The following is a 25,329-nucleotide window of genomic DNA, read 5'->3' as shown; positions in this document are numbered from 1 at the left end:
GAGATCGATGTTCGGCGGGCCCTTGTCCCCGCAGGGCCCGCCGACTACCGTTCAATCGATGATCGACTATCTGATCATCGGCGGCGGAATCGCGGGCGCCAGCGCCGGACACCACCTCGCCGCGTACGGGACCGTGGTGCTGCTGGAGATGGAGCAGGTCCCCGGCCAGCACTCCACCGGCCGCTCGGCCGCCGTGTTCTCCGAGTACTACGGCGGGCCGGCGGTGCGCGCGCTGACCCGGGCCAGCCGGGGCTTCCTCACCGCGCCGCCGCCGGGGTTCGCCGAGCACCCGCTGCTCACCCCGCGCGGCACGCTCAGCCTCTGCCCACCGGGCAGCGAGGACGCCTTCGAGGCGGCGCTGCGCGACGGGGCCGAGGTGGACCCGCCGGCCCGCGAGATCGACGTCGCCGACCTGCCCCGGCACTGCCCCGTCGTGCGGCCGCAGTGGTGCCGACGGGCGATGGTGAAACCGGCCGTGCGGGACCTCGACGTCGCCGCGCTGCACCAGGGCTACCTGCGCGGCATCCGGGCGGCCGGCGGCCGGGTCGTGTGCGGCGCGCGGGTGCGCCGGCTGCGGCGCGGCGGCGACGGCTGGCAGGTGGGCACGGACGCCGGCGAGTTCAGCGCCCGGGTCGTCGTCAACGCGGCGGGCGCCTGGGCCGACGAGGTCGCGACGGCGGCCGGCGTACGACCGGCAGGGTTGACGCCCCTGCGGCGCACCGCCTTCCTGGTGGACACGCCGGCCGGCGTCCCTGCGGGGGACTGGCCGATGGTCAACGACGTCGACGGCACCTTCTACTTCAAGCCGGAGTCGGGGCGCCTGCTGGTCTCCCCGTGCGACACCACTCCCGTGCCGCCGGGCGACGCCCGCCCCGACGACCTCGACGTGGCGATCGGCGCCGACCGGGTGCAGGCGGCGACCACACTGGACATCCGCCGCGTCCACCAGCCCTGGGCCGGGCTGCGGACCGCCGCCCCGGACGACGTGCCCGTGATCGGCCCGGCGCCCGACGCGCCGGATTTCCTCTGGATGGCGGGGCTCGGCGGCTACGGCGTCCAGACCTCGCCGGCGGCGGGCGCCCTGCTCGCCGCGCTGGCGGTCGACGCCCCACCCCCGGTCGACCCCACCCCGCTGTCCCCGTCCCGCCTCCCCTGACCCGGCCACCCGGCCACCCAGGCCGGCTGAAGGAAGTTGGCGGCAGCCGGGGAGATCGACCTCGCCGCCAACCTCATGACCAGCGGAGCGCGGGGATGGGTGGGAGGTCAGCCGGCATGTTGGTTCAACGGGGAGCGGCGGGGCAGCATCGTCCACGCCGAGAGGGCCGCCGACAGCAGCGCCGCCAGCAGCATCACCTGGAAGACCGCCGGGTAGCCGGCCATGCTGGCGACCAGGCCGGCCAGCGGCGCCCCGGCCACCAGGCCGATGTCCCAGAACGAGGTGAACGCGCCGAGCGCCGTCCCCTGGTGGGCCGGGTCCGCACGGTTGATCACCAACAGGGCCAGCGCCGGGAAGAGCAGCGAGAGCCCGGCGCCGATCACCAGCCCGCCGAGGACCGCGACCAGCAGGTTCGGCGCGACCGCGACCAGGAGCAGCCCCACCGCCTCCACCAGGGCCGACCCGACGGCCACCCGGCCGGCGCCGAGCTTGTCGGGCAGCCCGCCCACGACGAGCCGGACCCCCACGTAGGTGAAGCCGAACGCGTTGAACGCGACGATGCCGTTCTCGACGCCCCGCTCGGCCATGTGCAGGGCCACGAACGCGGCCAGCGCGGCGTAGCCGAACCCGGCCAGGGAGAGCGCGACGCCGGGCGCCACCGCGCTGCGCGGCAGGATGCCGGCCCGGCCCGCCGGGCTCGCCTGCTGCGGCCGCGGCCGGGCGGCGACGAGCGCGGCCCCGACGGCCGCCGCCAGGACCGCGAACAGCCACACCGCGGGATAACCGGAGGTACGCAGCAGCACCGCGCCGAGCAGGGCGCCCAGCGTGATGCCCAGCCACATGTAGATGCCGTACAGGCCGACGACGCGGCCCCGCCGGTCGGCCGGCGCCAACGCCACCAGCCAGGCCGCGCCGGCGGTGTAGACGGCCGCCTCACCGATCCCGTGCAGGACCCGGACGCCGACCAGCACGCCGACGTTGCCGGCCACCAGGTAGGCCGCCCCGGCGGCGGCGCACACCACCGCCCCGCCCAGCATCACCGTCCGGTACCCGTGCCGGTCGCCGATGCGGCCGGCGATGGGCCGGGCGATCACGGCGGAGACCGCGATCGCGGCGATCACCACCCCCACCTCGACCCGGTTGCCGCCCAGCTCGTCGAGGACGTAGAACGGCAGCACCGCCAGGGACGCGCCCACGCCGAGCAGGCACAGGAAGATCGCGGCGAAGAGCGGCACGATGGGCCGGTAGAACGATAGTTTCCCGCCGGTCGTGGTCATGCGGCGACGCTCCTAGCCCGTGCTCCGTGAGGCCTTGCTGGGCGGTGAGGTGGTCCGGCGTCGCGGCTGCCGATGCAGGTCGAGGTCTCCAGTGGAATGACCAGCGACCAGGCAGACCGAGGGCCGACCGGGCACCTCGCGCTCAGGATAGCCGCATCGAAGGGAAACGATCCAATCAGCGACTCAGTGGGCGGGCTGCGGCCGGCACTGGCCGTCGCGCCGGGCCGGGAGCCCACAGCAGGCCGCGGGCGACCGCCGTGACGGTCGCCCGCGGAAGGAGCCGCGCGCAGGAACGGGTCAGGGCCTACGGGACAAGCAACTCCTCCGCTCCGGAGCCACCGTCACCGTCACCGCCATCGGCGATGGCTCCGGGCCTCGCGGGACAGGGGTCAGGCCGGTACGACGTGGAAGAAGTGGGTCGGCAGGTGCACGGCCAGTCCCTCGTGGATCTCGGCACAGACGGCCGGGCCGTCGGTGGACAGGGTGCCGGGCGGCGGGGTGTCGACGCGGATCGCGGACCGCCCCGCGTCCAGCAGACGGGCGGCCATCGCGAAGTCCCCCACCACCGCCTCGCCCGGCGCCACCATCCGCGTACGGCTGATCTGGACGCCGTTGCGGGTCAGGTCCGTCAGGAGGGAGCCCTTCCCGAGCAGGTGGGTGTAGTAGTCCCGCGGGTTGACGATCATCGCGTGCGGGGTGGCCCCGGTCTGTTCGATCTCGTCGCAGGCCGCGAGCAGGCCGCTGAGCCAGTCGTGCCGGTACGGCAGCCGCCCGATCTCCGGGTGCCGCAGCAGGCCGCCCTCGCCGATGGTCAGCGCCTGGTTCTCGGCCGTGGCGAGGCGGACCAGCAGCCGGTAGTCGATGAAGGAGGCCAGCGCCTCCGGGTCGTCGGCGAGTTCCTCGGGGATGCGCACCCAGGCACGGATCGGGTGCACCCCGGCGGAGGCGGTGCCGAACCGGAAGGCGGCCTCCCGGCGCAGGCCCGACTCGTGCACGGTGGCGGCCTCGCCCGCGTCGGGCCGGCCCTCGGACCAGAACCGGACCGGCTCCATGCCGACCGGCCGCTTGCGGAACAGGTTGCGCACGGTCACCCGGGGGCGTTCCTTGGTCGGCTGGAAGGCGTCCGTGATGGTGTAGTCGAAGCGCACCTCGGCGCCGGCGGGATCGTCGGCGTACGCGCGGGCGAACAGCTCACCGGGCGACAGCGTCGACGACGCGGTCACGGGCGGCGCGGCGGTGGTGGTCATGAGTCCTCCCCGATGGAGATGGCGTGTTGGATCAGCCGCTCGTAGAAGGGCCGGTGGTAGTCGTGGTACGACCGCAGGGTGTCGTTGTTGGCGACGGTCACCTCGAAGGACTTCTCGACCGGCGAGAAGCCCGAGGTGCGTTCGACGTCGAGGTGCCACTTGCGCGTACGCCGCCACTCGGTGCGCTCCCCCGGCGCCCAGTTCAGCGCCTCGGGCAGGAACGGCAGCCCCACGGCCCCGCACCAGGCCGACACCGTCTCCCCCGGGTGCCGCAGCAGGTCCTCGGCCCGGATCACCACCGGTGGCCGGTGCGCGGTCCGGCTGACCAGGTCGAACAGCTCCCACTGGTGCTCGTAGCCGATCTCCGGGCAGGTGACCGTCGGCTTGATCGCGTAGTGCGAGCTGATCGTGCGGGCCGGTTCCCGGACGATGAAGGTGTGCGTGACGTCGGCGATCGCCCCGGGATCGGCGAACAGGTGCCGGTAGCGGTATTCGAGCGTGTCCTTGACGAAGACGGTCCGGTCCCGGCCCAGCTCCGTCAGGTGCGTGACGACCTCGGCCGCGTCGGTCACGGTGACGGTGCCGCCGTCGGCAACGGGCAGCTCGACGTGCCCCTCGTCGACGAGGGTGACCAGGGGCTCGTGGACGACCGTGACGTCGCCGCGGGCGATCATCATGCGCAGGAACGCGGTGGAGAGCGCCCGGGGGTGCGCCCACATGGCGATCACCGGCATGCCGGCCTCCCGTACCGCGTCTCCCGCCGCCGTGGGGCGGCGCCGCGGCGGCGCGCGCTCACTGCGACCACGACGTCGGCTTGCGGTCCCACCGGTGGCCGCGCAGCGTGTCCAGCAGCCCGGCGTCCAGCGGTACGCCGTCGCTGACGGCCAGGTTGGCGCGGACGTGCTCGACGCGGCGCATCCCGGGGATCACCGTGCTCACCGCCGGGTGGTGCAGGATGAACCGCAGCGCCAGCTCCGGCATGGTCATCCCCGCCGGCACGTCGGCGGCCAGCCGCTCGGCGCGCTCCACGCTGGGCAGCAGGTTCTCCGGCCCGAAGTACGTGCTGCGCCAGTCCTCCTCCGGCCAGGTGCTGTCGGCGGTCAGCGTGCCGGTCAGCGTCCCCTCGTCGAACGGGACGCGGGCGATGATCGCGATGTCGTCGCGCTGGGCGCGCGGGAACAGCTCGTCCTCCGGCGCCTGGTCGAAGACGTTGTAGATGACCTGCACGACGTCGATCAGGCCGGTGTCCAGGGCGGCGTGGCAGTTCGTCGGCTCCCACCGGTTGACGCTGATCCCGACGCCGTCGACCACGCCCTCCCGCTTGAGGTCCGCGACGGCCTCCTGCCAGCGGCCGTCGGCGGCCCACCGGTCCTCCCAGACGTGGAACTGGAGCAGGTCGATCCGGTCCACGCCGAGGTTCTCGAGGCTGCGGTGGGTGAACTCGCGGATGTGCTCGGCCGGGAAGACGTCGTCCAGGGTGTCCTGGGGGCCGGGCGGCCACTCACGGTTCTTCGGCGGGATCTTGGTGGCCAGGTACAGCCGGCGGTCCGGGTGCCGACGCACCAGGCCGCCGAGGAGCTGCTCACTGACGCCCCGCCCGTAGACCCAGGCGGTGTCGAAGAAGTTGCAGCCCCGTTCCACCGCCTCGTCCAGGCAGGCCGGCGCGGTGTCGTAGTCCCAGCCGGTGAAGCCGCCGGGTCCGCCCCCGATGCCCCACATCCCGTACCCGACCTCGCTGACCTGCCAGCCGAGCCGACCCATCCTGCGGTATCGCATTCCACTCCCTCATCCGTGCCGGAAATTGCGTCGCGCGCGACCGTTCACCCTGGTCCCGCCGGCAGCAGCAGCCGGTCGGTCTCCCGCCCCTCGTGCGCGCCCAGCCAGGCGCGGTAGGCGCCGACGGACGGGCCGAGCCGGTGGTCGGTGAAGCCCCGGCGGCGTTCCAGCTCGGCGCAGCCGTCGCGCCGGAAGAGCCGGGGGTTGTCGGTGAGCAGCGTCGCGAAGACCGCGCGCAGCCGCTCCTCGTCGGCGCCCGCGCCGGGCGGGAAGAGGGCCAGCAGCACGGCGGCGTCGCGGTCGCCCCCGTCCGCCGCCTCGCGCAGCCCCGCCAGGAACCGCCCGCAGCTCACCCGGGGCAGGGCGTCCGCGCCGCCCAGCGGCAGGTCGGTGAAGTCGACGCTCACCGGGTGCAGGACGTGCAGCGTGCCGCCCCACTGGCGCGGGTCGACGACCGTGGCGACGATCCGCCGGGCGGCCCAGTCCACCGGCGTCCAGTCGGAGCGCACGGGCGCGTCCGGCCGCATCCCCAGCCGGTGGCAGGCCGCCAGCAGCAGGTGGGTCAGGGCCCGGGGGTTGGGGTGGCCGTCGTCGGCCGCGGGCATCACCTCGCCGAGGCGCAGCACCGTGACGGTCGCGCCGCGCCGCCGGGCGTCGTCGAGGTACCGCTCCGCCACCCACTTCGACCGGCTGTAGCCGCTCGTCGGCGCGACGGCGAGGGCCGGGTCGTACGTCTCGGGCAGCGGCTGCGGATGGCGGGCGGCCTCGCTGTCGAGGACGCCGAGGGTGGAGACGTGGTGCAGCGGCTTCGGCCGCCCCGTCAGGCACAGCCGCAGCAGCTCGGCGGTGCCGAGGACGTTCGCGGCGCGGTGGGCCCGGTAGTCGAACAGGAAGTTGACGAGCGCCCCGGCGTGCAGCACGAGGTCGCAGTCGTGGGCCAGCCGGTCCCACGCCTGCGGGGTCAGGCCGAGGGCCGGGCTGCCGAGGTCGGCCGCGTACCCGTGCAGGCGCGGGCCGTGGCCGGGCCGCCACAGGCCCCGCTCGGCCAGCGCGCGCACGACGCGGGCGGTGGCCTCGGCGTCGTCGGCCGCGCGGGCCAGGCACAGCACCCGGACGTCGGTGGTGGCGAGCAGCTCGTGCACCAGACGCGCGCCGACGAAGCCGGTGGCCCCGGTGACCAGGACCGTACGCGGCGCCCGGCGCCGGCCGACGGGGCGTACGGGCAGGTCGGCCGGGATCTTCGCGTCCCGCTCCACCAGCTCGTCCTCGGTCTCGGTGGGGTCGGCCGTGCGCAGCCGTACGGCGAGCGCCCGGGCGAGCCGGGCGGCGCTGCGGTGGGTGAACAGGTCCTGCACGCCGACGCGCACGCTCTGGTCCGCGCCGAGGGCGGTGACCGCGTCGAGGGCCTGGAGCGAGTCGCCCCCGGCGTCGAGGAAGTCGGTGTCGGGGTCGAGGTCGGGCCGGCCGAGGACCGTCCGGAAGATCCCCAGCACCCGCTCGGGCAGCGTCCGCGCCTCGGCGGGCGCGGCCGACGGGCGGGTCCGGTCGGCGAGCGTACGGTCCAGCCATGCCTCCAGCGCCTGCCGGTCGACCTTGCCGTTGCCGGTCAGCGGCAGCGCGTCGCGCACGACGACGTGCCGGGGCACGTGGGTGCGGGGCAGCAGCCCGCGCAGGTGCGCCCGCACCTGCGGCTCGGTCACCTCGGGGTCGGCGGCGAGGAAGAGGGCCAGCGACTTCCCCCGGTGCTCGCGGGCCAGCAGCACCTTCGCCAGCCGTACGCCGGGCAGCCGGGTGGCGGCGGTCTCGATCTCGCCCGCCTCGATCCGGACGCCGTTGACCTTGAGCTGGTGGTCGCGGCGGCCAGCGAAGTGCAGCCGGCCGTCGGGGGCGATCCGGCCGAGGTCGCCGGTGCGGTAGAGCCGGGCACCCGGGATGTCGGGCAGCGGGTTGGGCACGAACACCTCGGCGGTGCGGGCCGGGTCGCCGAGGTATCCCTCGCCCAGGCACACGCCGCCGATGACGATCTCGCCGGTCTCGCCCGGCGGCAGGGGGCGCAGCTCGTCGTCCACGACGGCGGCGTGGCAGTTGTCGATGGGCCGGCCGATGGGGATGACGTCACCGTCGCTGCGGACGACGGTGTGGAAGATCATTCCGATCGACGCCTCGGTCGGGCCGTAGCCGTTGGTGACCGCCACGCCCGGCACCAGTTCGACCAGCCGGTGCACCGCCCAGGGGTCGATCTCCTCGCCGCCGACGATCACGTTGCGCAGCGAGGCGACGGCGCGCCGGGCCGCCGGATCCCGGTCCAGGACCGACACCAGCGCGCCGAGCACGCTCGGCACGAAGTCGGTCATCGTGACGTTCTCGTCGGCGATGGTCCGGACGGTCCGCTCGACGTCGAGGAACCCGCCCTCGACCGGCACCACGGTGCGGCCACCGGTGGTCAGCGGCCAGAACATCTGCCACACCGACGAGTCGAAGGTGTGCCGGCTGTTCTGGAGCACCACCTCGTCGCCGGTCGCCGCGAAGTGCCGCGTCATGAACCGCAGCCGGTTGGCGATCCCGTCGTGCCGGTTCAGTGCGCACTTCGGGGTGCCGGTGGTGCCGGAGGTGAAGATGCCGTAGATCAGGTCGGCCGGGCCGATCGGCACGCCGGGCCGGCGGCGGGTCGGGATGATCTCGTCGAGGTCGACGGGCAGGCAGGGGACGTCGCCGGTGTCGGGACGCGGGCCGGCGCCGCGTACCACCGCGAGCCGGGGCCGCACCTCCCGCAGCGCGGCGTGCAGCCGGTCCGCCGGCCAGCCGGGATCGACGGGCACGAAGGCCGCGCCGAGCTTCATCAGCGCCAGGTCGACGACGGGCAGTTCGAGCCCGTCGGCGATCAGGACGGGCACCACGTCGCCCCGCCGGACGCCCCGCCCGGTCAGGGCGGCGGCGACGCCGTTGGCCAGGTCGTCGAGTTCGCGGTACGTCAGCGAGCGGCCCCGGAACGACACCGCCCGGCGGTGCGGGTGCCGGTCGACGCGCTCCTCGACCATGCCGGGCACGGCCAGGAAGGGCCGGTCGTCGTACGCCTTCCCGGCGGCCGCCGCAGTGGTGGCGGTGCACCGGCAGGTGGGCCCGTCGGAGACGGGAACCGCCGCCGCGGATCCGGTGTCGCCCGCCCTCATCACGCCTCCTGTCCCCGTGCCCGCAGGCCTGTCGTCATGCTGCGGACGGGACGAATCCGACCCGACGCGCAGCAAGGGTAGTTATCGGCGCCGGTCGATGCCCTGGCTGCTGGTCATGGACACTAGAGGGCCGATCGATGGGAGGGAATATGCAACTTTCTGCTACATCGATTCCCATCACTTGGAAGTGGTGACCGCCCTCCCCGCGCGCCGCCCGTCCGGCGGACAGGCCCCCCACCAGGGAATCCTTCGCCCACCTGCCGCCGTGCGCGGAGATTCCACGCTGGACCGCCGGTTACGCGTGGAGGCGTACCGGCGGCGGGGACGGACGCCCCCGCCACGCGACGAGCAGGCGCGATGACGGACCGTAGCCGGCGACGCGCGGGCCGTTCGCGCCGGTGCAGCGGGTCGCGGATGTCCGGCTCGCTGATCACCGCCGTCATCGCGATCAGCTGACCCGGCGGTCGTGCCCCTGCCAGAACCGCTCCCGCAGCTCGCGGCGCAGGATCTTCCCGCTGGGGTTGCGCGGCACCCGGTCGATGAACTCGTAGTGCAGCGGCTGCTTGAAACCGGCGAGCTGGCCGCGCAGGTGCAGCGCCAGGTCGCGCTCGGTGAGCTGCTGCCCCTCCACCGGCACCACGAACGCGTAGACGGCCTCGCCCCAGCGCTCGTCCGGCACCCCGACGACCGCCGACTCGGCAACCAGCGGGTGCCGGCTGATGACGTTCTCGACCTCGACGGGGTAGACGTTCTCCCCCGAGACGATGATCATGTCCTTGATCCGGTCCCGGATGTACAGGTAACCGTCCTCGTCCAGCAAGCCGGCGTCCCCGGTGACGACCCAGCCGTCGACAAGCGTCTTCGCCGTGGCCTCCGGCAGGTTCCAGTACTCCACCATCACGCCCGGCGAACGCAGCCAGACCTCGCCGACCTCGCCGGCCGGCAGCGGGTCGCCCTTGTCGTCCACGATCTTGACCTCGAAGCCCGGGTACGGCAGCCCCGCCGACTGCATCTTGCCGCCGTCCGGGGTGTGGTCGGCCGGGGGCAGGCAGACGGCGGAGTTGCCGGTCTCGGTCAGGCCGTAGATCTGGGCGAACTCGCAGCCGAAGCCCTCGATGCAGCGGGCCAGCAGCGCCGTCGAGATGGGCGCGCTGCCGTAGACGATCTTCCGCAGCGAGGCGAAGTCCGCCTTGGTGACGCCGGGCTCCGCGAGCAGCAGTCGCAGCATCGAGGGCACCGCGAGGATGGTGGTGACGCGCAGCGATCTGATCAGCTCGACCGCGCCCGCGGTGTTGAACTCGCGCATCAGCACGTTCGTGGCGCCCGCGGCGAAACCCATCGCCGCCCACGACAGGCCGCCGATGTGGAATCCGCCGTTGCAGAGGAGGCTGACGTCGCTCTCGCGCAGGTCCAGCCAGTCCAGGTTCTCCGAGGCGAGCCCGTCGCGTACCGCGAAGAAGCTGCGGTGCGCGAGGACGACGCCCTTCGGCAGACCCGTCGTGCCGCTGGTGTACATCTGCGCCAGCGGCGTGTCGGACGTGACCTTGGCCAGCACGTTCGCGTCGGGCTGCGCCGACGCCCAGGCCGCGAAGCCTGCGCGGGCCACGCCGTCGGCGTCCAGCGCGACCGCCTGCCGCAGCATCGGCAGCTCCGGCGCCAGCTTCTCGGCGACCGGGGTCGAGTCGGCGTCGACGAAGAGCAGGGCGGCGCCGGAGTCGCGCAGGATGTGCTCGACCTCGCCGGCGGCCAACCGCCAGTTGATCGGCACGAACACCACGCCGATCTTCGCGGCACCGAAGAGCAGGTCGTAGAAGTGCTCGGACTCCTTGCCGAGGTAGGCGACGCGGTCCCCGGGGCGCAGGCCCGCCGCCTGGAGGCCGCGCGCCACCTGGTTGCTGACGCGGTGCAGGGTGGCGTAGTCGACGCGCCGGCCCTCGCAGATGATCGCGACGGCTTCCGGCTGCTGGGCGGCGTGCCGGCGTGCCACGTCGACGAGCGTGCGCAACTGAACGGTCACCAAGTCCTCCTCAGTGGACGTACGGGGTGGGGGCGGCTCACGCCGCGTCGGCCTGGGAACGCATGCCGGGCGGGCTGACCGGCGCCATCCGCACCTCGCACCCGGCGATGCCGTCGTCGTACGGGAGACGCCGGGGCGTGTCGACGTTCCGGACGATGTCGCCCTCCGCGCTCGCCAGCCCATCGGCCGCGCTGTGCCTGGCCCGCGACGTCGTCATCGCCGTTCCTCCTTGCGCACGAGTGCGAACTGAACGTAATCAGCGCGTGTCCATCACTCGGTAACAGCGGAAGAACTGGCCCACGGGCCCGATCCGGGCCCCCGTACCCGTGAGTGGGGGCGTCACCCGCACCAACGGCGGTCGTCCCGGCAGTTACCCGAGCGTGGACGGGCTGGGGGCACCATGAGCGCGCGGGCGGTCCCTCCCGCCCGGCGCACCGCATCCGACAGCGATTCCTTCCGAGCGATCACAGCGAGGACGACATGGCGGACACGTGCCCGGTGCACGGGCATCGGCAGCTGATGGACGACGACCACTTCGCGCGCCCGTACGCGGCGTACGACGCCCCGAAGCGGTTCCCCCACCCGCCCTCCGGGAGCTGTGCACCCGCTTCCCGGACATCGGGCTCGCCGCCCCCCGGGAGTCGCTGAAGGTCAGGCGTACGCCGCCGGTGCCCGCCCTGGTGTCCCTTCCGGTCACGGTCTTGAGCGCATCCCCACCCACGGTCCGCATCACCACTGCTATCCGACAAGAGGTTGTTGAACCATGCCGCGTACCGATCTGCTCCGGCCCCTGCCCGAACTGCTCCGGACCAACGCCGACCGGTCCGGCAACCAGGTCGCGTACGCCGATTCGCGGCGGAACGTGACCCACGCGGAGCTGGAGATACGGACGGCGCGGCTCGCCGGCCACCTCGCCGACCTCGGCGTGTGGCCGGCGGACCGCGTCGTCGTCCTGCTCGACGGGGTCACGGCGGTGGAGGGCGTCCTCGCCGTCGTCCGGGCCGGCGGCATCGCGGTGCCGCTGGACCCGGCCCTGGACGACGCCGAGCTGGCCCGGCTGGTCGAGGACGCCGGTGCCGACGCGGTCATCACCGACGCGGCGAACGCGGCGCGGGTGTCCGTGTCGGTCCTCGTCGTCGACGGCGGGCACGACGGCGACGGGCACTCGTTCGAGGAGCTGGCGACGACCGACCCGGCGTCGCCGCCCCAGGACGACGCCGGCCTCGACGACCTGGCGTTGCTCACCTGGACGGCGGGAACGACCGGCCGCCGCAAGGGCGTGCTGTCCACGCAGCGCAACGCGCTGTGGCCCGCCGCCGCGGCGACGTACGTGGCCGGGCTCGGGTGGACAGCGGACGACCGGGTGCTGTGGATGCTGCCGGTGCACGCCTGCTTCGGGCAGCTCCTCGCCGCCACCGCGGCGGGGGCGTCGGTACGCCTCGCCGGCGGCCTCTCCCCCGACGAACTGCGGGCCGCGCTCGCCGCGCAGGGCAGCACCGTGCTGGTGGGCGCCGGCGCGACGCACCGCGCCCTGCTCGACGCGCCGGGCCCCGACCCGCGGGGGGTACGGATCGCGCTGGCCGTCGGACCCGTGGACCCGGCGCTGCGCGGGTCCTTCGAGGCCGCGTTCGCCGCGCCGCTGCTCACCGGCTACGTGACCACCGAGACGTCCGGCCTGATCGCGGTGAGCTGGCCGAACGGCGACGCGGAACGACGCTGCCTGCCCCTGCCGGGCCTGAGCGTGCGGGTGGTCGACCCCGCGTCGGGCGCCGACCTGGGCCCCGGCCAGGAGGGTGAGGTCTGGGTCAGCGGCCCGAACGTGATGGCCGGCGGCTACCACGACCTCGCCGCCGAGACGGCCGAGGCGCTGCGCGGCGGCTGGTACCGCACCGGCGACCTGGCCCGCCGCGACGACTCCGGGCACCTCACGGTCACCGGCCGGCTGGCCGACGCGGTCGAGGTCGCCGGCGAGCGGGTCCGGCTGGACCGGATCGACGCGGTGCTGCGCGCCGCGGCGGGGGTGGCCGACGCGGCAGCCCTCGCCGGGCCCGACGGTCCGGTCGCGTTCGTCGCCGGGTCCGACGTGGACGCCGCCGGCCTGCTGGCGCGGTGCCGCGCGGAACTGCCCGCCGCGGCCGTGCCGGTCGAGACGTACCTGGTGCGGGAGATCCCCCGCACCGCCCTCGGCAGCCCCGCCCGGCACCGGCTCCCCGGGTTGCCCGCCCGCCTGATCGGCGTGGCCGCGTCGCTGCCCGACCGGCTGCACGCGCTGCGCTGGGAGCCGGCACCGGAGCCCGCCTCCGGATCGGACTCCGCTCGGCTCGCCTGGGCGGTCGTGGGCCCGCCCGAGCTGACCGCCGACCTCACCGACGACGACCTCACCGTCGACAGCTACCCCGACCACACCGCGCTGTCCGAACTGCTGGCGCGGGTGCTCGACGAGGACCATCCGGCGGACTCGCGCCTGGTCGTACTGACCCGGGGTGGCCTGCACGGCGACGACGCGGCGGCCCCCGGGCAGGCCGCCGCCTGGGCGCTCGCGCGGGCCCACCAGCTCCGCCGCCCCGGTCGGCTCGTGCTCGTCGACGCCAACCGGGTCAGTGCCGAGGAGCTGCGCGCGGCCGTGGCCTGCGGCGAGGACGTGCTGGCCGTACGCGAGGGCGAACTGCTCGTGCCCCGGTACGCGGACGTCCCCGCCCTGCCCGGCGGCGCACCGCTGCGGGGCACGGTCGTGCTCGTCGCCCGGTCGTACGACGCGGCGCTCACCCGGCACCTCGTGGCGGCCCACGACGTACGCGAACTGGTCCTGGTGGGGCCGGACGACGTGCCGGCGGGCGCCCCGGCGGAGCTGGCGGCGTTCGGCGCCGAGGTCTGCGTGCACCCGGACGTGCCGTTCGACCCGGAGACGCTGGCGGCCGTGCTCGGCGACCGGCCGGTCACCACCGTCGCGGCGGTGGACCTCACGGTCACCGAGACGCTGGCGCTGCACACCGCGCCGCTCGGGCGCGCCCCGGCCGACCTCGTGCTGCTCACCGACGGTGGCGACGTCGCCGCCACCGTCGCCGCCGACGCGCTGGTGCGGCACCGGCGGGCGCTCGGCCTGCCCGGCGTCTCCGTGGCGTGGAGCGCGCCAGGGTTCGCCCGGCCCCCCGCGGCACGACGTAGCGCCCTCCTCGACGCCGCGCTGGCCACGGGCGAGCCCTGCGTCGTCGCCGCGCGCCCCGTGCTGGCCGCCGACGCCGGCACCGACGGCGCCGGCAACGCCCTGGCCGAGCGGCTGCTGGCGACCCCGGCGGACGAGTGGCTCGGCCTGCTGCGCGAACTCGTACGGGCCGCGACCGGCGAGGTCCTGGGCGACCAGGCGCCCGCGACGATCGACGGCGAGACGCCGTTCCGGCAGCTCGGCTACGACTCGCTCATCGCCGTGCAGCTGCGCAACCGGCTCTGCGCCGCGACCGGCCTCAGCCTGCCGGCGAGCCTGGTCTTCGACTACCCGACGCCGGACATCCTCGCCAGCCACCTGCTCGACGCCCTGGGGCTGGGCACGGTCGAGGCGGCGCCGGCCACGGTCGGGTCGTACGACGAGAGCGAGCCGATCGCGATCGTCGGCATGGCCTGCCGCTACCCGGGCGGCATCACCTCCCCGGAGGACCTGTGGCGGGTGGTCGAGGACGGCACCGACGTCATCGGCGAGTTCCCCACCAACCGCGGCTGGGACCTCGCGGCGCTGTTCGCGGGCGACGGGCCGGGCACGTGCAACGCGACCGCCGGCGGCTTCCTGCACGACGCGGACGAGTTCGACGCGGAGTTCTTCGGCATCAGCCCCCGCGAGGCGCTGGCGATGGACCCGCAGCAGCGGGTGTTCCTGGAGACCGCGTGGGAGGCGCTGGAGCACGCCGGCATCCCGCCGACCTCGATGCGCGGCAGCGACACCGCCGTCTTCACGGGCCTGCACGTGCAGAACTACGGCCGGCTCGGGCACAGCGAGGAGGACGGGGTCGACGGCCACCTCATCACCGGCACCGCGAGCAGCGTGGCGTCCGGCCGGGTCGCGTACGCCCTGGGCCTGGAGGGCCAGGCGATGACCGTCGACACCGCCTGCTCGGCGTCGCTGGTCGCCCTGCACCTGGCCGTACGCGCGCTGCGCTCCGGCGAGTGCTCCATGGCCCTGGCGGGGGGCGTGACCGTGATGGCCGGCACGGAGACCTTCACCGAGTTCTCCCGGCAGAACGGCCTCTCCCCCGACGGGCGGTGCAAGGCGTTCTCCGACGACGCCGACGGCACCGGCTGGGGCGAGGGCGTCGGCGTACTCGTGGTCGAGCGGCTCTCCGACGCCCGCCACAACGGCCACCGCGTGCTGGCGGTGGTCCGCGGCTCGGCCGTCAACCAGGACGGCGCCTCCAACGGCCTCACCGCCCCCAACGGGCCCTCGCAGCAGCGGGTCATCCGCGCCGCGCTCGCCAACGCGGGCCTCGCCGCCAGCGAGGTGGACGCGCTCGAGGCGCACGGCACCGGCACGTCCCTGGGCGACCCCATCGAGGCCCAGGCCATCCTCGCCACCTACGGCCAGGGCCGCGAACAGCCGCTCCGGCTCGGCTCGCTCAAGTCCAACATCGGCCACACGCAGGCCGCCGCCGGCGTCGGCGGCGTGATCAAGATGGTCCTCGCCCTGCGCAACGGGCTGCTGCCGCGCACCCTGCACGTCTCGGAACCGAGCCGCAAGGTGGACTGGTCGGCCGGTGCGGTGTCGCTGCTGACCGAGCCGGTCGCGTGGCCCGCCGGCGACCGGCCGCGCCGGGCCGCCGTCTCGTCGTTCGGGATGAGCGGCACGAACGCGCACGTGATCATCGAGGAGCCGCCCGCCGCCGACGCCCCCGACGCTGACGCCCCGGCCGCGCCGCCGGTGCTGCCGTTGCTGCTGTCGGCGCGCTCCGAGCAGGCGGTACGGGAGCAGGCCCGCCGGCTGCACGACCACCTCGCCGACCGGCCCGAGCTGTCGGTCGCCGACGTCGGCCGGTCCCTCGTCACCACTCGGGTCGCCTTCGGCCACCGGGCCGCGGTCACCGGCGCCAGCCGGCAGGACCTGCTCGACGGCCTCGCCGCCCTCGCCGCCGGTCAGGGCACCGCCGACGTGCTCACCGGCACCGCCCGCCCCGGCGGGCTGGCGTTCCTGTTCACCGGTACGGGCGCCCAGTACCTCGGCATGGGCACCGAACTCGCCGCCACGTACCCCGTCTTCGCGGACGCCTTCGACGAGGCCTGCGCCGAGCTGGACCGGCACCTGGACAAGCCGGTACGCGAGATCATCCGCAGCGACGACCTGCACCGCTTCGCGTACACGCAGCCCGCCCTGTTCGCCTTCGAGGTCGCCCTCCACCGGCTCGTCGAGTCGTGGGGCATCCGCCCCGACTTCGTGGCGGGGCACTCCCTCGGCGAGCTCTCCGCCGCGTACGTGGCCGGCGTCTGGTCGCTCGCCGACGCCGCGAAGCTCGTCGCCGCCCGCGCCACCCTCATGGCGGCCCTGCCGCTGGGCGGCGTGATGGTCGCCGTGCAGGCCACCGAGGAGCAGGTCACCCCGTACCTGAGTGAGCAGGTCGGCATCGCCGCCATCAACACCCCCACCGACCTGGTCATCTCCGGCGACGAGGCCGCCACCCTCGCCGCCGCCGAGCAGCTCGCCGCGCTCGGTCACAAGACCAAGCGGCTGCCGATCCCGCTGGGCGCCCACTCCCACCTGATGGACCCGATGCTCGACGACTACCGGGCCGTCGCCGCGTCCATCACCCACCACGAACCCCGCATCGGGCTGATCTCCACGGTCGACGGGCAGCCGCTGCGCTCCACGCCCGAGCACTGGGTCACCCAGGTCCGCCGGGCCGTACGGTTCCACGACGCCGTCGCCGCCCTCACCGCCGACGGCCGCGTCGAGACCTTCCTCGAGATCGGCCCCGACACCGTCCTGGCCACCACCACCGGCGACGCCACCGGCATCGCCACCATGCGCCGGGGGCAGCCCGAGACGCACAGCCTCGCCCGGGCCGTCGGCCACCTCTTCACCGTCGGGACGAGCCCGGACGCCGACGCCTACTTCCCCGGCGCCCGCGAGGTGCCGCTGCCGACGTACCCGTTCCAGCGGAGGTCGTACTGGTTGCGGCCCACGGCCGGGAGCGACGTGGGCGCGGCCGGCCTCACCGCGGCGCGCCACCCGCTGCTCGGCGCGGTGCTGGGCGTCGTCGACACCGACCGGCTCGTGCTCACCGGGCGGCTCTCCCTGCGCGAGCAGCCGTGGCTGGTCGACCACGCCGTCCTCGACACGGTCCTGCTGCCCGGCACCGCGTTCCTCGAACTGGCCGCGCACGCCGCCGAGCACACCGGCAGCGGCACGATCGAGGAACTCACCCTCCAGGCCCCACTGACGCTGACCGAGGAGCAGCGGGTCAACCTCCAGGTATGGGTCGGCCGACCCGACGAGCAGGGCCGCCGCGAGTTCGGCGTGTACTCCCAGCCGGCCGGGCAGCCGCCGGGCGCGGAGTGGACGTGCCACGCCTCGGGCACGCTGGCCGACGCACCCGCGCCGGCCCCGGTGCGGGACGAGTGGCCGCCAGCCGGCGCGGAGCCTGTCGAGGTCGGCGACTTCTACGGCTGGCTGCTGGCGCGCGGATTCTGCTACGGCCCCGCCTTCCAGGGCGTCCAGGAGGTGTGGCGGCGCGGCGACGAGCTGTTCGCCCGGGCCACCCTGCGCACCGAGGACGAGCCGGCGGCCGTGCGCTACGGCGTACACCCGGCGCTGCTCGACGCCGCCATGCACCCGCTCGTGCTGCACCTCGACGGCGGCGGGAACCCGGCCGGCCGGGCCTGGCTGCCCTTCTCCTGGCGGGGGGTGCGGCTGCACCGCCGGGGGGCCTCGGCGCTGCGGGTCCGGCTGACCCCGGCCGGCGAGAACACCCTGCGGGTGAGCACCACCGACGACGACGGCAACCCGGTGCTGAGCGCCGACGCGGTCGCGGTCCGGCCGGTCACGACGGACGGCCTGGCCGGCGCGAGCGGCCCCACCGCCGCGCTGTACCGCACGGACTGGGTGCCCGTGGCCGCCCCGACCGGCGCCGGCACGCCCGACGTCGAGGTGTTCCGGGTCGAGGCGGGCGACACCGCCGACGCCGTACGACAGTCCCTCCACGACACGCTGGCGACGCTTCAGCGGGCCGCGGCCGGCACCGCGCGGCTGGCCGTGGTCACCCGCGGTGGCGACCTCGCGGGCGCGGCGGCGTGGGGCATGGTCCGCTCCGCCCAGACCGAGCACCCGGACCGCTTCGTCCTCGTCGAGACCGACGGCACCGACAAGTCGGAGCGCGCCCTCGCCGCCGCGCTCGCCACCGGGGAGCCGCAGCTCGCCGTCCGCGACGGGGCGCTGACCGTGCCGCGGCTCGCCCGGCACACCGCCGCCACCCCGGACGGCGCGCTGTTCGACGCGACGGGGGCCGTGCTGATCACCGGTGGCACCGGCACGCTCGGCGCCGCGCTCGCCCGCCACCTGGTCACCCGGCACGGCGCGGAACACCTGGTCCTCGCCTCCCGCCGGGGCCTGGACGCGCCGGGCGCCGCCGCGTTGGCCGAGGAGCTGACCGCCCTCGGCGCCACCACGGTCGACGTCGTCGCGTGCGACACCGCCGACCGCGAGGCGCTGTCGGCGCTGCTCGACGGGCTCGCCCGGCCGCTGGTGGGCGTGGTGCACACCGCGGGCGTGCTCGACGACGGCATCCTGGAGTCGCTCACGCCCGAGCGCCTCGACGCCGTCCTGCGACCCAAGCTCGACGCCGCGCTCAACCTGCACGAGCTGGCCGGCGACGTCGACCTGTTCGTGCTCTACTCCTCCGTCGCGAGCGTCATCGGCACCGCGGGGCAGGCGAACTACGCGGCGGCGAACGCGTTCCTCGACGCCCTGGCCGCACAGCGCCGGGCCGAGGGCCGCGCCGCCACCTCGCTGTCCTGGGGCCTGTGGGCCGAGCAGAGCGCGATGACCAGCCAGCTCGGCGAGACCGACCTGGCCCGCATCGCGCGCGGCGGTCTCCTCCCGCACAGCGTCGAGGAAGGGCTCGCGCTGTTCGACGCCGCGTGCCGCTCGGACCTGGCGCACCTGGTACCCGTCACCATCGACGTCGCCGCGGTACGCGCCGCCACGAACGCCGCGCCGCCGCTGCACGGCCTGGCCAGGGTGCCGCGCCGGCGGCAGGCCGCGACCCGGCCGGGCGCCACCGCGCTGGCCCGCGAGCTGGCCGGGCGCAGCGAGGAGGAGCAGCGCGGGCTGCTGCTCGACATCGTGCGTACGCAGGTCGCGACCGTGCTCGCCCAGCCGGACGCGGACGCCGTCTCCGTGGCCGAACCGTTCCGCCAGCTCGGCTTCGACTCGCTGATGGCCGTCGAGCTGCGCAACCGGCTCAACACCGCGACGGGGCTGCGCCTGCCCGCGACGTTGACCTTCGACTACCCCACCCCGGAGGCCCTCGTCGAGTACCTGCGGGGCGAGCTGGGCGACCGGGAGGACGAACCGCGGCCCGTCGTGGCGGCGGTCGCCGCCCGCCCCACCGACGAACCCGTCGCGATCGTCGGCATGGCCTGCCGCTACCCCGGCGGCGTCACCTCACCCGACGAGCTGTGGCAGCTGCTGCTCGACGGCCGGGAGGGCATCAGCGGCTTCCCGACCGACCGGGGCTGGTCGCTGGACACGCTGTTCGACCCCGACCCGGACACCCCCGGCACCAGCTACGTCGACCAGGGCGGATTCCTGCTCGACGCAGCCGGGTTCGACGCGGAGTTCTTCGGCATCAGCCCCCGCGAGGCGCTGGCGATGGACCCGCAGCAGCGGATCTTCCTGGAGACCTGCTCGGCGGCGCTGGAGAACGCCGGCCTGCGGCCGGACGCGCTGCGCGGCTCACCCACCGGCGTCTTCACCGGCCTCATGACGCACGACTACGCCGCCGGGGCGAGCGCCGTACCCGACGGTGTCGAGGGGTTCCTGGGCACCGGAACCGCGGGCAGCGTCGCCTCGGGCCGGGTGGCGTACACGTTCGGGCTGGAGGGGCCGGCGGTCACCGTCGACACCGCCTGCTCGTCCTCGCTGGTCGCCCTGCACCTCGCCGTGCAGGCGCTGCGCTCCGGCGAGTGCTCCCTCGCGCTGACCGGCGGCGTGACCGTCATGTCCACGCCCAGCCTGTACGTCGAGTTCTCCAAGCAGCGGGGCCTCGCCCGCGACGGCCGGTGCAAGTCGTTCGCCGCCGCCGCGGACGGCACGGGCTGGGCGGAGGGCGTCGGCGTGCTGGTCGTCGAGCGGCTCTCCGACGCCCGCCGCAACGGCCACCGCGTGCTGGCGGTCGTACGCGGCTCGGCCGTCAACCAGGACGGCGCCTCCAACGGCCTCACCGCCCCCAACGGGCCCTCGCAGCAGCGGGTCATCCGGTCGGCGCTGGCCAACGCCGGGCTGTCGGCCGACCAGGTGGACGCCATCGAGGCGCACGGCACCGGCACGTCCCTGGGCGACCCCATCGAGGCCCAGGCGATCCTCGCCACCTACGGCCAGGACCGCGAGCGCCCGCTCTGGCTCGGCTCCCTCAAGTCCAACATCGGCCACGCCCAGGCCGCCGCCGGCGTCGGCGGGGTCATCAAGATGGTCCTCGCCCTGCGGCACGGGCTGCTGCCGCGCACCCTGCACGTCGACGAGCCGTCGCCGAAGGTCGACTGGTCGGCGGGCTCGGTCGCGCTGCTGACCGAGCCGGCCGAGTGGCAGCGCAACGGCCACCCGCGCCGCGCCGGGGTGTCCTCGTTCGGCGTCAGCGGCACGAACGCGCACGTGATCATCGAGGAGCCCCCCGCCGAGGCCGACAGCGCCGACACCGGCACGCCGCCGCAGGCCCTGCCGTGGCTGCTGTCCGCCCGCTCGGAGCAGGCCCTGCGGGAGCAGGCCCGCCGCCTGCACGACCACCTCGCGGCCCGCCCCGAACTGCCGGACGCCGACGTCGCGCGCTCCCTGGCGGCCCGGGTCCGGTTCACGCAGCGGGCCGCCGTCGTCGGGACCGACCGGCGGGAACTCCTCGACGGCCTCGCCGCGCTGGCCGCCGGCCAGGAGGCCGCCAACCTGGTCACCGGCACCCCCGGGGCCGGCAGGTTGGCGTTCCTCTTCACCGGGCAGGGCGCGCAGCGGCTGGGCATGGGCAGCGAACTCGCCGCCGCGTACCCCGTCTTCGCCACCGCCTTCGACGAGGTCTGCGCCGCCCTCGACGCGCACCTCGACCAACCGCTGCGCAAGGTCATCGACACCGACGAGGTGCACCAGACCGGCTACACCCAACCCGCCCTGTTCGCCTTCGAGGTCGCCCTCTACCGGCTCCTCGAATCCTGGGGCATCCGCCCCGACCACCTCGCCGGACACTCCATCGGCGAACTCGCCGCCGCCCACGTCGCCGGCGTCTGGGACCTCGCCGACGCCGCGAAGCTCGTCGCCGCCCGCGCCACGCTCATGCAGGCCCTCCCCACCGGGGGCGCCATGGTCGCCGTGCAGGCCACCGAGGAACAGGTCACCCCGTACCTCACCGACGTGGTCGGCGTCGCCGCCGTCAACACCGGCACCGACCTCGTCCTCTCCGGAGACGAGGCCGCCACCCTCGCGGCCGCCGAGGCACTCGCCGCACAGGGCCACCGGACGAAGCGGCTCACCGTCTCCCACGCCTTCCACTCCCACCTGATGGACCCCGTCCTCGACGACTACCGCGCCGTCGCCGACTCCATCACCCACCGGGAGCCCACCGTTCCCGTCATCTCCACCGTCGACGGCCGACCGCTGCGTTCCACCCCCGACCACTGGGTCACCCAACTGCGCCACACCGTCCGCTTCCACGAGGCCGTCGAGGCGCTCGCCGGCACGCACCACGTCGGCACCTTCCTCGAGATCGGCCCCGACACCGTCCTCGCCACGGCCGCCGCCACCGGCGACGCCACCACCATCGCCACCGCCCGCCGGGGACAACCCGAGACCGCGACCCTCGGCAGGGCCGTCGGGCGACTCTTCACCGCGGGGACCGGCCCCGACGCCGGCGCGTACCGGGCGGGCGCCCGCGAGGTGGAACTGCCGACGTACCCGTTCCAGCACCAGCGGTACTGGCTGGTCCCCGACGAGGGGCCGGCGGACGCCGCCGGGCTCGGGCTCGGGGCGGCGGACCATCCGCTGCTCGGCGCGGTGCTGGCGCTCGCCGACTCCCAGCGGAGCGTGCTCACCGGCCGGCTCTCCCTGCGCGAACAGCCCTGGCTCGCCGACCACGCCGTCCTGGGCACGGTCCTGCTGCCGGGTGCCGCGTTCGTCGAACTCGCGCGGCGGGCCGCCGAGCACGTCGACCTCGACCGCATCGAGGAGCTGACCCTGCACGCGCCGCTGGTGCTGCCGGCCGACGGCGCGGTACGGGTGCAGGTGGAGGTCGGGGAGCCCGACGAGGCCGGGCGCCGGCCGCTGCGGGTGCACTCCCGGCGCGAGGACGCGCTCGACGGCGAGCCGTGGACGCAGCACGCGAGCGGCCTGCTCGACACCGCCGGGGAACCCGAGGCCGCCTGGGCCGGTGAATGGCCGCCCGCCGACGCCGTGCCGGCCCCGGTCGAGGAGCTGTACGACCGCGTCGCCGACCTCGGCGTCGACTACGGCCCCGCGTTCCGGGGACTGGTGGCGGCCTGGCGGCGCGGCGAGGAACTGCTCGCGGAGGTGGCGCTCCCCGTCGACGCGCCGGCGGGGCGCTTCGGACTGCATCCGGCGCTGCTGGACGCGGCCCTGCACCCGATCTCCCTGGCCACCGGGGCCGACGGTCCGCTGCGCCTGCCGTTCAGCTGGCACGGCGTACGGGTGCTGACCACCGGGGCGACGGCCCTGCGGGTGCGGATCACGCCCACCGCCGGCGACGCGTACGCCCTGGCGCTCGCCGACGGCACCGGCATGCCGGTGGCCACGGTCGAGTCCCTGGTCGCGCGCCCGGTGACCATCGAGCAGCTGCGCTCCACCGCCGGTCCGGACGGGCTGCACCGGTTGGAGTGGCAGCCGGTCCCCACGCCCGTGGCCCCCGCCGGCGCCTTCGACGTGTTCCAGGTCGGGACCGGCACGGACGCCGAGGCGGTACGGGCCGCCGTGCACGACGCGCTCGCGGCGGTCCAGCAGTGGCTGCCCGGCGACCGCTCCCCGCTGGTGTTCGTGTCCCAGGGTGCGACCGACGGCACGAACCCGGCGGGCGCGGCGGTCTGGGGCCTGGTCCGCTCGGCGCAGACCGAGCATCCCGATCGTTTCGTCCTGGTCGACACCGACGACCCGGCTCTCGTCGGCGCGGCCGTCGCGACCGGCGAGCCGCAGGTCGCCGTCCGCGACGGGGTGCCGACCGTGCCGCGTCTCGCAACCTTCGCGGCCGCCTCGGACCGCCGCCTGTTCGACCCGGCGGGCACCGTGCTCGTCACCGGCGGCACCGGGGCCCTGGGCGCGGAACTGGCCCGCCACCTGGTCACCGCGCACGGTGCGCGGCACCTCGTGCTGACCTCCCGTCGTGGCCCGGCCGCGCCGGGCGCCGCGGAGCTGACGGCCGAGCTGGAGTCGCTGGGCGCCAGGATCACGGTCGCCGCCTGCGACGCCGCTGACCGGACCGCGCTGGCGGAACTCCTGGCGTCCCTGCCCGACCTGGTCGGCGTCGTGCACGCCGCAGGCGTGCTGGACGACGGTACGGTCGAGTCGCTCACGCCGGAACGGGTGGACGCGGTGCTGCGGGCGAAGGTCGACGCGGCGCTGAACCTGCACGAGCTGGCCGGCGACGTCGGGATGTTCGTGCTGTTCTCCTCGGCGACCGGGGTGCTGGGCACGGCCGGCCAGGCGAACTACGCGGCGGCGAACGCCTTCCTGGACGCGCTCGCCGCGCGGCGTCGGGCGTCCGGCCTCACCGCGACGTCGCTGGCCTGGGGCCTGTGGCGCAGCGGTGGCGCGATGACCGGTGGGCTCACCGAGGCCGACCTCGCCCGCATCGGGCGCACCGGTGTGCGGGCGCACACCGTCGAGGAGGGGCTCGCGCTGTTCGACGCGGCCTGCCGGACCGACGAGCCGTGCCTGGTCCCGATCAGGTTGGACGTGGGTGTCCTGCGCACGAGCACGTCGGCGCCGGCACCGCTGCGCTCCTTCACCCGCCCCCGGCGCGCCTCCTCGGCCGGCAGCGCGGCGTCGCTGTCCAGCCGGTTGGCCGGCCTCGCCGAGCCGGAGCAGCGCGAGGTGCTGCTGACCCTGGTACGCACGAACGTGGCCGCCGTGCTGGCCCACGACTCGGTGGAGAGCATCGCGGCGGACCAGGCGTTCAAGCAGCTGGGCTTCGACTCGCTGACGGCGGTGGAGTTGCGCAACCGGCTCAACCAGGCCACCGGCCTGCGGATGCCGGCGACGCTGACGTTCGACCACCCCACGCCCGCGGCGCTCGTGGAGCACCTGATCGGGGAGCTGGGCGGCAACCAGGCGCAGCTCAACCTGCGCACCCTCGTCGACAGCATCGCCAGGGTGGAGGCGACGCTGGAGCTGGTGGACGCGACGCAGACGGCGGAGACGGACATCGCCGCGGCCCTGCAACGGCTGCTGACCAGGTGGCGCGACAAGTCCAGCCCGGCCGAGGCCACGGACCTCGCCTCGGTCACGGCGGACGACCTGTTCGACATCCTGGACAGCGAGCTGGACAACGCCTGACCCCGGGCGAGCCACGACCGCCCCCACCCCGACGCACGACGGGGTGGGGGCTGGTCCGTTCACGGGACGCACGAGACGCCCGCCGGGGCCGCAAGCGCCCTGACCGGGAGCAGCCCGACCGGGCGCCTGGACCGGAGACAGTCCCGACCGGACGGGAACGGCCGCCCTGCGCGGACGGGAACGGCCGCCCTGCGCGGACGGGAACGGCCGCCCTGCGCGGACGGGAACGGCCGCCTCCGTCCGGACGGGAACGGCCCGTCCGGACCGGGAAAGGCCCACCGGCCCCGGGCGTACCCGGGACCGGTGGACCGATTGAGTACGAGGGTGACCACCACCGGGAACGCAGCCACTTCCAGTGGGAGGTGGCTCGGCGCTCAACGCAGTCCGCGCCCGGCGGGCTGGTTGGCGCTGCGCCTCACGGCGGACGACGTATTGCGGCACCCCGCCGGAATTGTCCGGCTGACACCTGACGCAATCCAGGAACGCCGACCCAGCCGATGGTGATCAGGACGCCATGGACCTTAAAACGGCCGGATAAGGTCCATGGCGTCCTGATCACCGGAGCGCTCGCACGCGAGCGGCGGGGGCGGCCGCGCGCAAAGGCGCGGCACCAGGACGCTCGCACGCGGAAGCGCGGCGGCAGGGGCGCTCTCCACGCGAGCGGCGTGGCGGCAGGACGCCCCCACGCGAAGGCGGGACGGCAGGGCGCTCCCCACACGAAAGCGCGGCGGCAGGGGCGCTCGCACGCGGCGGCGGGGCGGTCGGGCGCTTTCACGCGAAGGCGCGGCAGCGGTTTCAAGATGTCCTGCGGTCACCGGTGCTTCAGCCGGTCGTCCGCGCGTGCGGGATGTCGCCCGGGCCGGACCGGTGGTGTCGCCGCGTGGCCGGGAGCCGGGCGCGGAACCCGGCCCCCGTCACCTCGTCGGGGCGGTCTGTGCCCCCGCCCGCGCG

At 75.2% G+C, this 25,329-nt stretch carries 9 protein-coding genes; 2 read left to right on the top strand and 7 right to left on the bottom strand.

Annotated elements, in window-relative coordinates; genetic code table 11:
• Positions 1–58 precede the first annotated feature (58 nt).
• Complete coding sequence (locus RM555_RS27275) at positions 59–1,156, top strand: NAD(P)/FAD-dependent oxidoreductase (RefSeq protein ID WP_311414417.1); 1,098 nt, start codon at positions 59–61, stop codon at positions 1,154–1,156.
• A 107-nt stretch (positions 1,157–1,263) separates the two neighbouring features.
• Here RM555_RS27275 and RM555_RS27270 read toward each other — a convergent pair whose 3' ends face one another.
• The 7 genes from RM555_RS27270 to RM555_RS27240 all read right to left on the bottom strand — a co-directional run bounded on the left by RM555_RS27270 (position 1,264) and on the right by RM555_RS27240 (position 10,860).
• A complete protein-coding gene (locus RM555_RS27270) occupies positions 1,264–2,433 on the bottom strand; it encodes an MFS transporter (RefSeq protein ID WP_311414416.1) in 1,170 nt (389 codons plus the stop codon).
• Between the two features lie 389 nt (positions 2,434–2,822).
• On the bottom strand, positions 2,823–3,680 hold the full coding sequence (locus tag RM555_RS27265) for a family 3 encapsulin nanocompartment shell protein (protein WP_311414415.1): 858 nt from the start codon (positions 3,678–3,680) through the stop codon (positions 2,823–2,825).
• Complete coding sequence (locus RM555_RS27260; RefSeq protein WP_311414414.1) at positions 3,677–4,414, bottom strand: sulfotransferase-like domain-containing protein; 738 nt, start codon at positions 4,412–4,414, stop codon at positions 3,677–3,679. Before RM555_RS27260 ends, RM555_RS27265 begins: the two co-directional genes overlap by 4 nt.
• Before the next feature lie 58 nt (positions 4,415–4,472).
• Positions 4,473–5,456, bottom strand: a complete 984-nt coding sequence (locus RM555_RS27255) for an aldo/keto reductase (RefSeq protein ID WP_311414413.1) — start codon at positions 5,454–5,456, stop codon at positions 4,473–4,475.
• A gap of 44 nt (positions 5,457–5,500) precedes the next feature.
• Entirely contained in the window at positions 5,501–8,626 is a 3,126-nt protein-coding gene (locus RM555_RS27250) for a non-ribosomal peptide synthetase (protein ID WP_311414412.1), read from the bottom strand.
• Positions 8,627–9,074: 448 nt separating this feature from the next.
• A complete protein-coding gene (locus RM555_RS27245; protein WP_311414411.1) occupies positions 9,075–10,643 on the bottom strand; it encodes a fatty acid--CoA ligase in 1,569 nt (522 codons plus the stop codon).
• 37 nt (positions 10,644–10,680) lie between these two features.
• Positions 10,681–10,860: a hypothetical protein gene (locus RM555_RS27240; protein ID WP_311414410.1), complete on the bottom strand. Its 180-nt coding sequence runs from the start codon at positions 10,858–10,860 to the stop codon at positions 10,681–10,683.
• A gap of 546 nt (positions 10,861–11,406) precedes the next feature.
• Here RM555_RS27240 and RM555_RS27235 point away from each other — a divergent pair.
• On the top strand, positions 11,407–24,378 hold the full coding sequence (locus RM555_RS27235) for an SDR family NAD(P)-dependent oxidoreductase (RefSeq protein ID WP_311414409.1): 12,972 nt from the start codon (positions 11,407–11,409) through the stop codon (positions 24,376–24,378).
• Positions 24,379–25,329 lie beyond the last annotated feature (951 nt).

It is taken from the genome of Micromonospora reichwaldensis (assembly GCF_031845925.1).
Taxonomy (GTDB): Bacteria; Actinomycetota; Actinomycetes; order Mycobacteriales; family Micromonosporaceae; genus Micromonospora; species Micromonospora reichwaldensis.
This window is presented reverse-complemented; position numbering and strand designations above follow the sequence as displayed.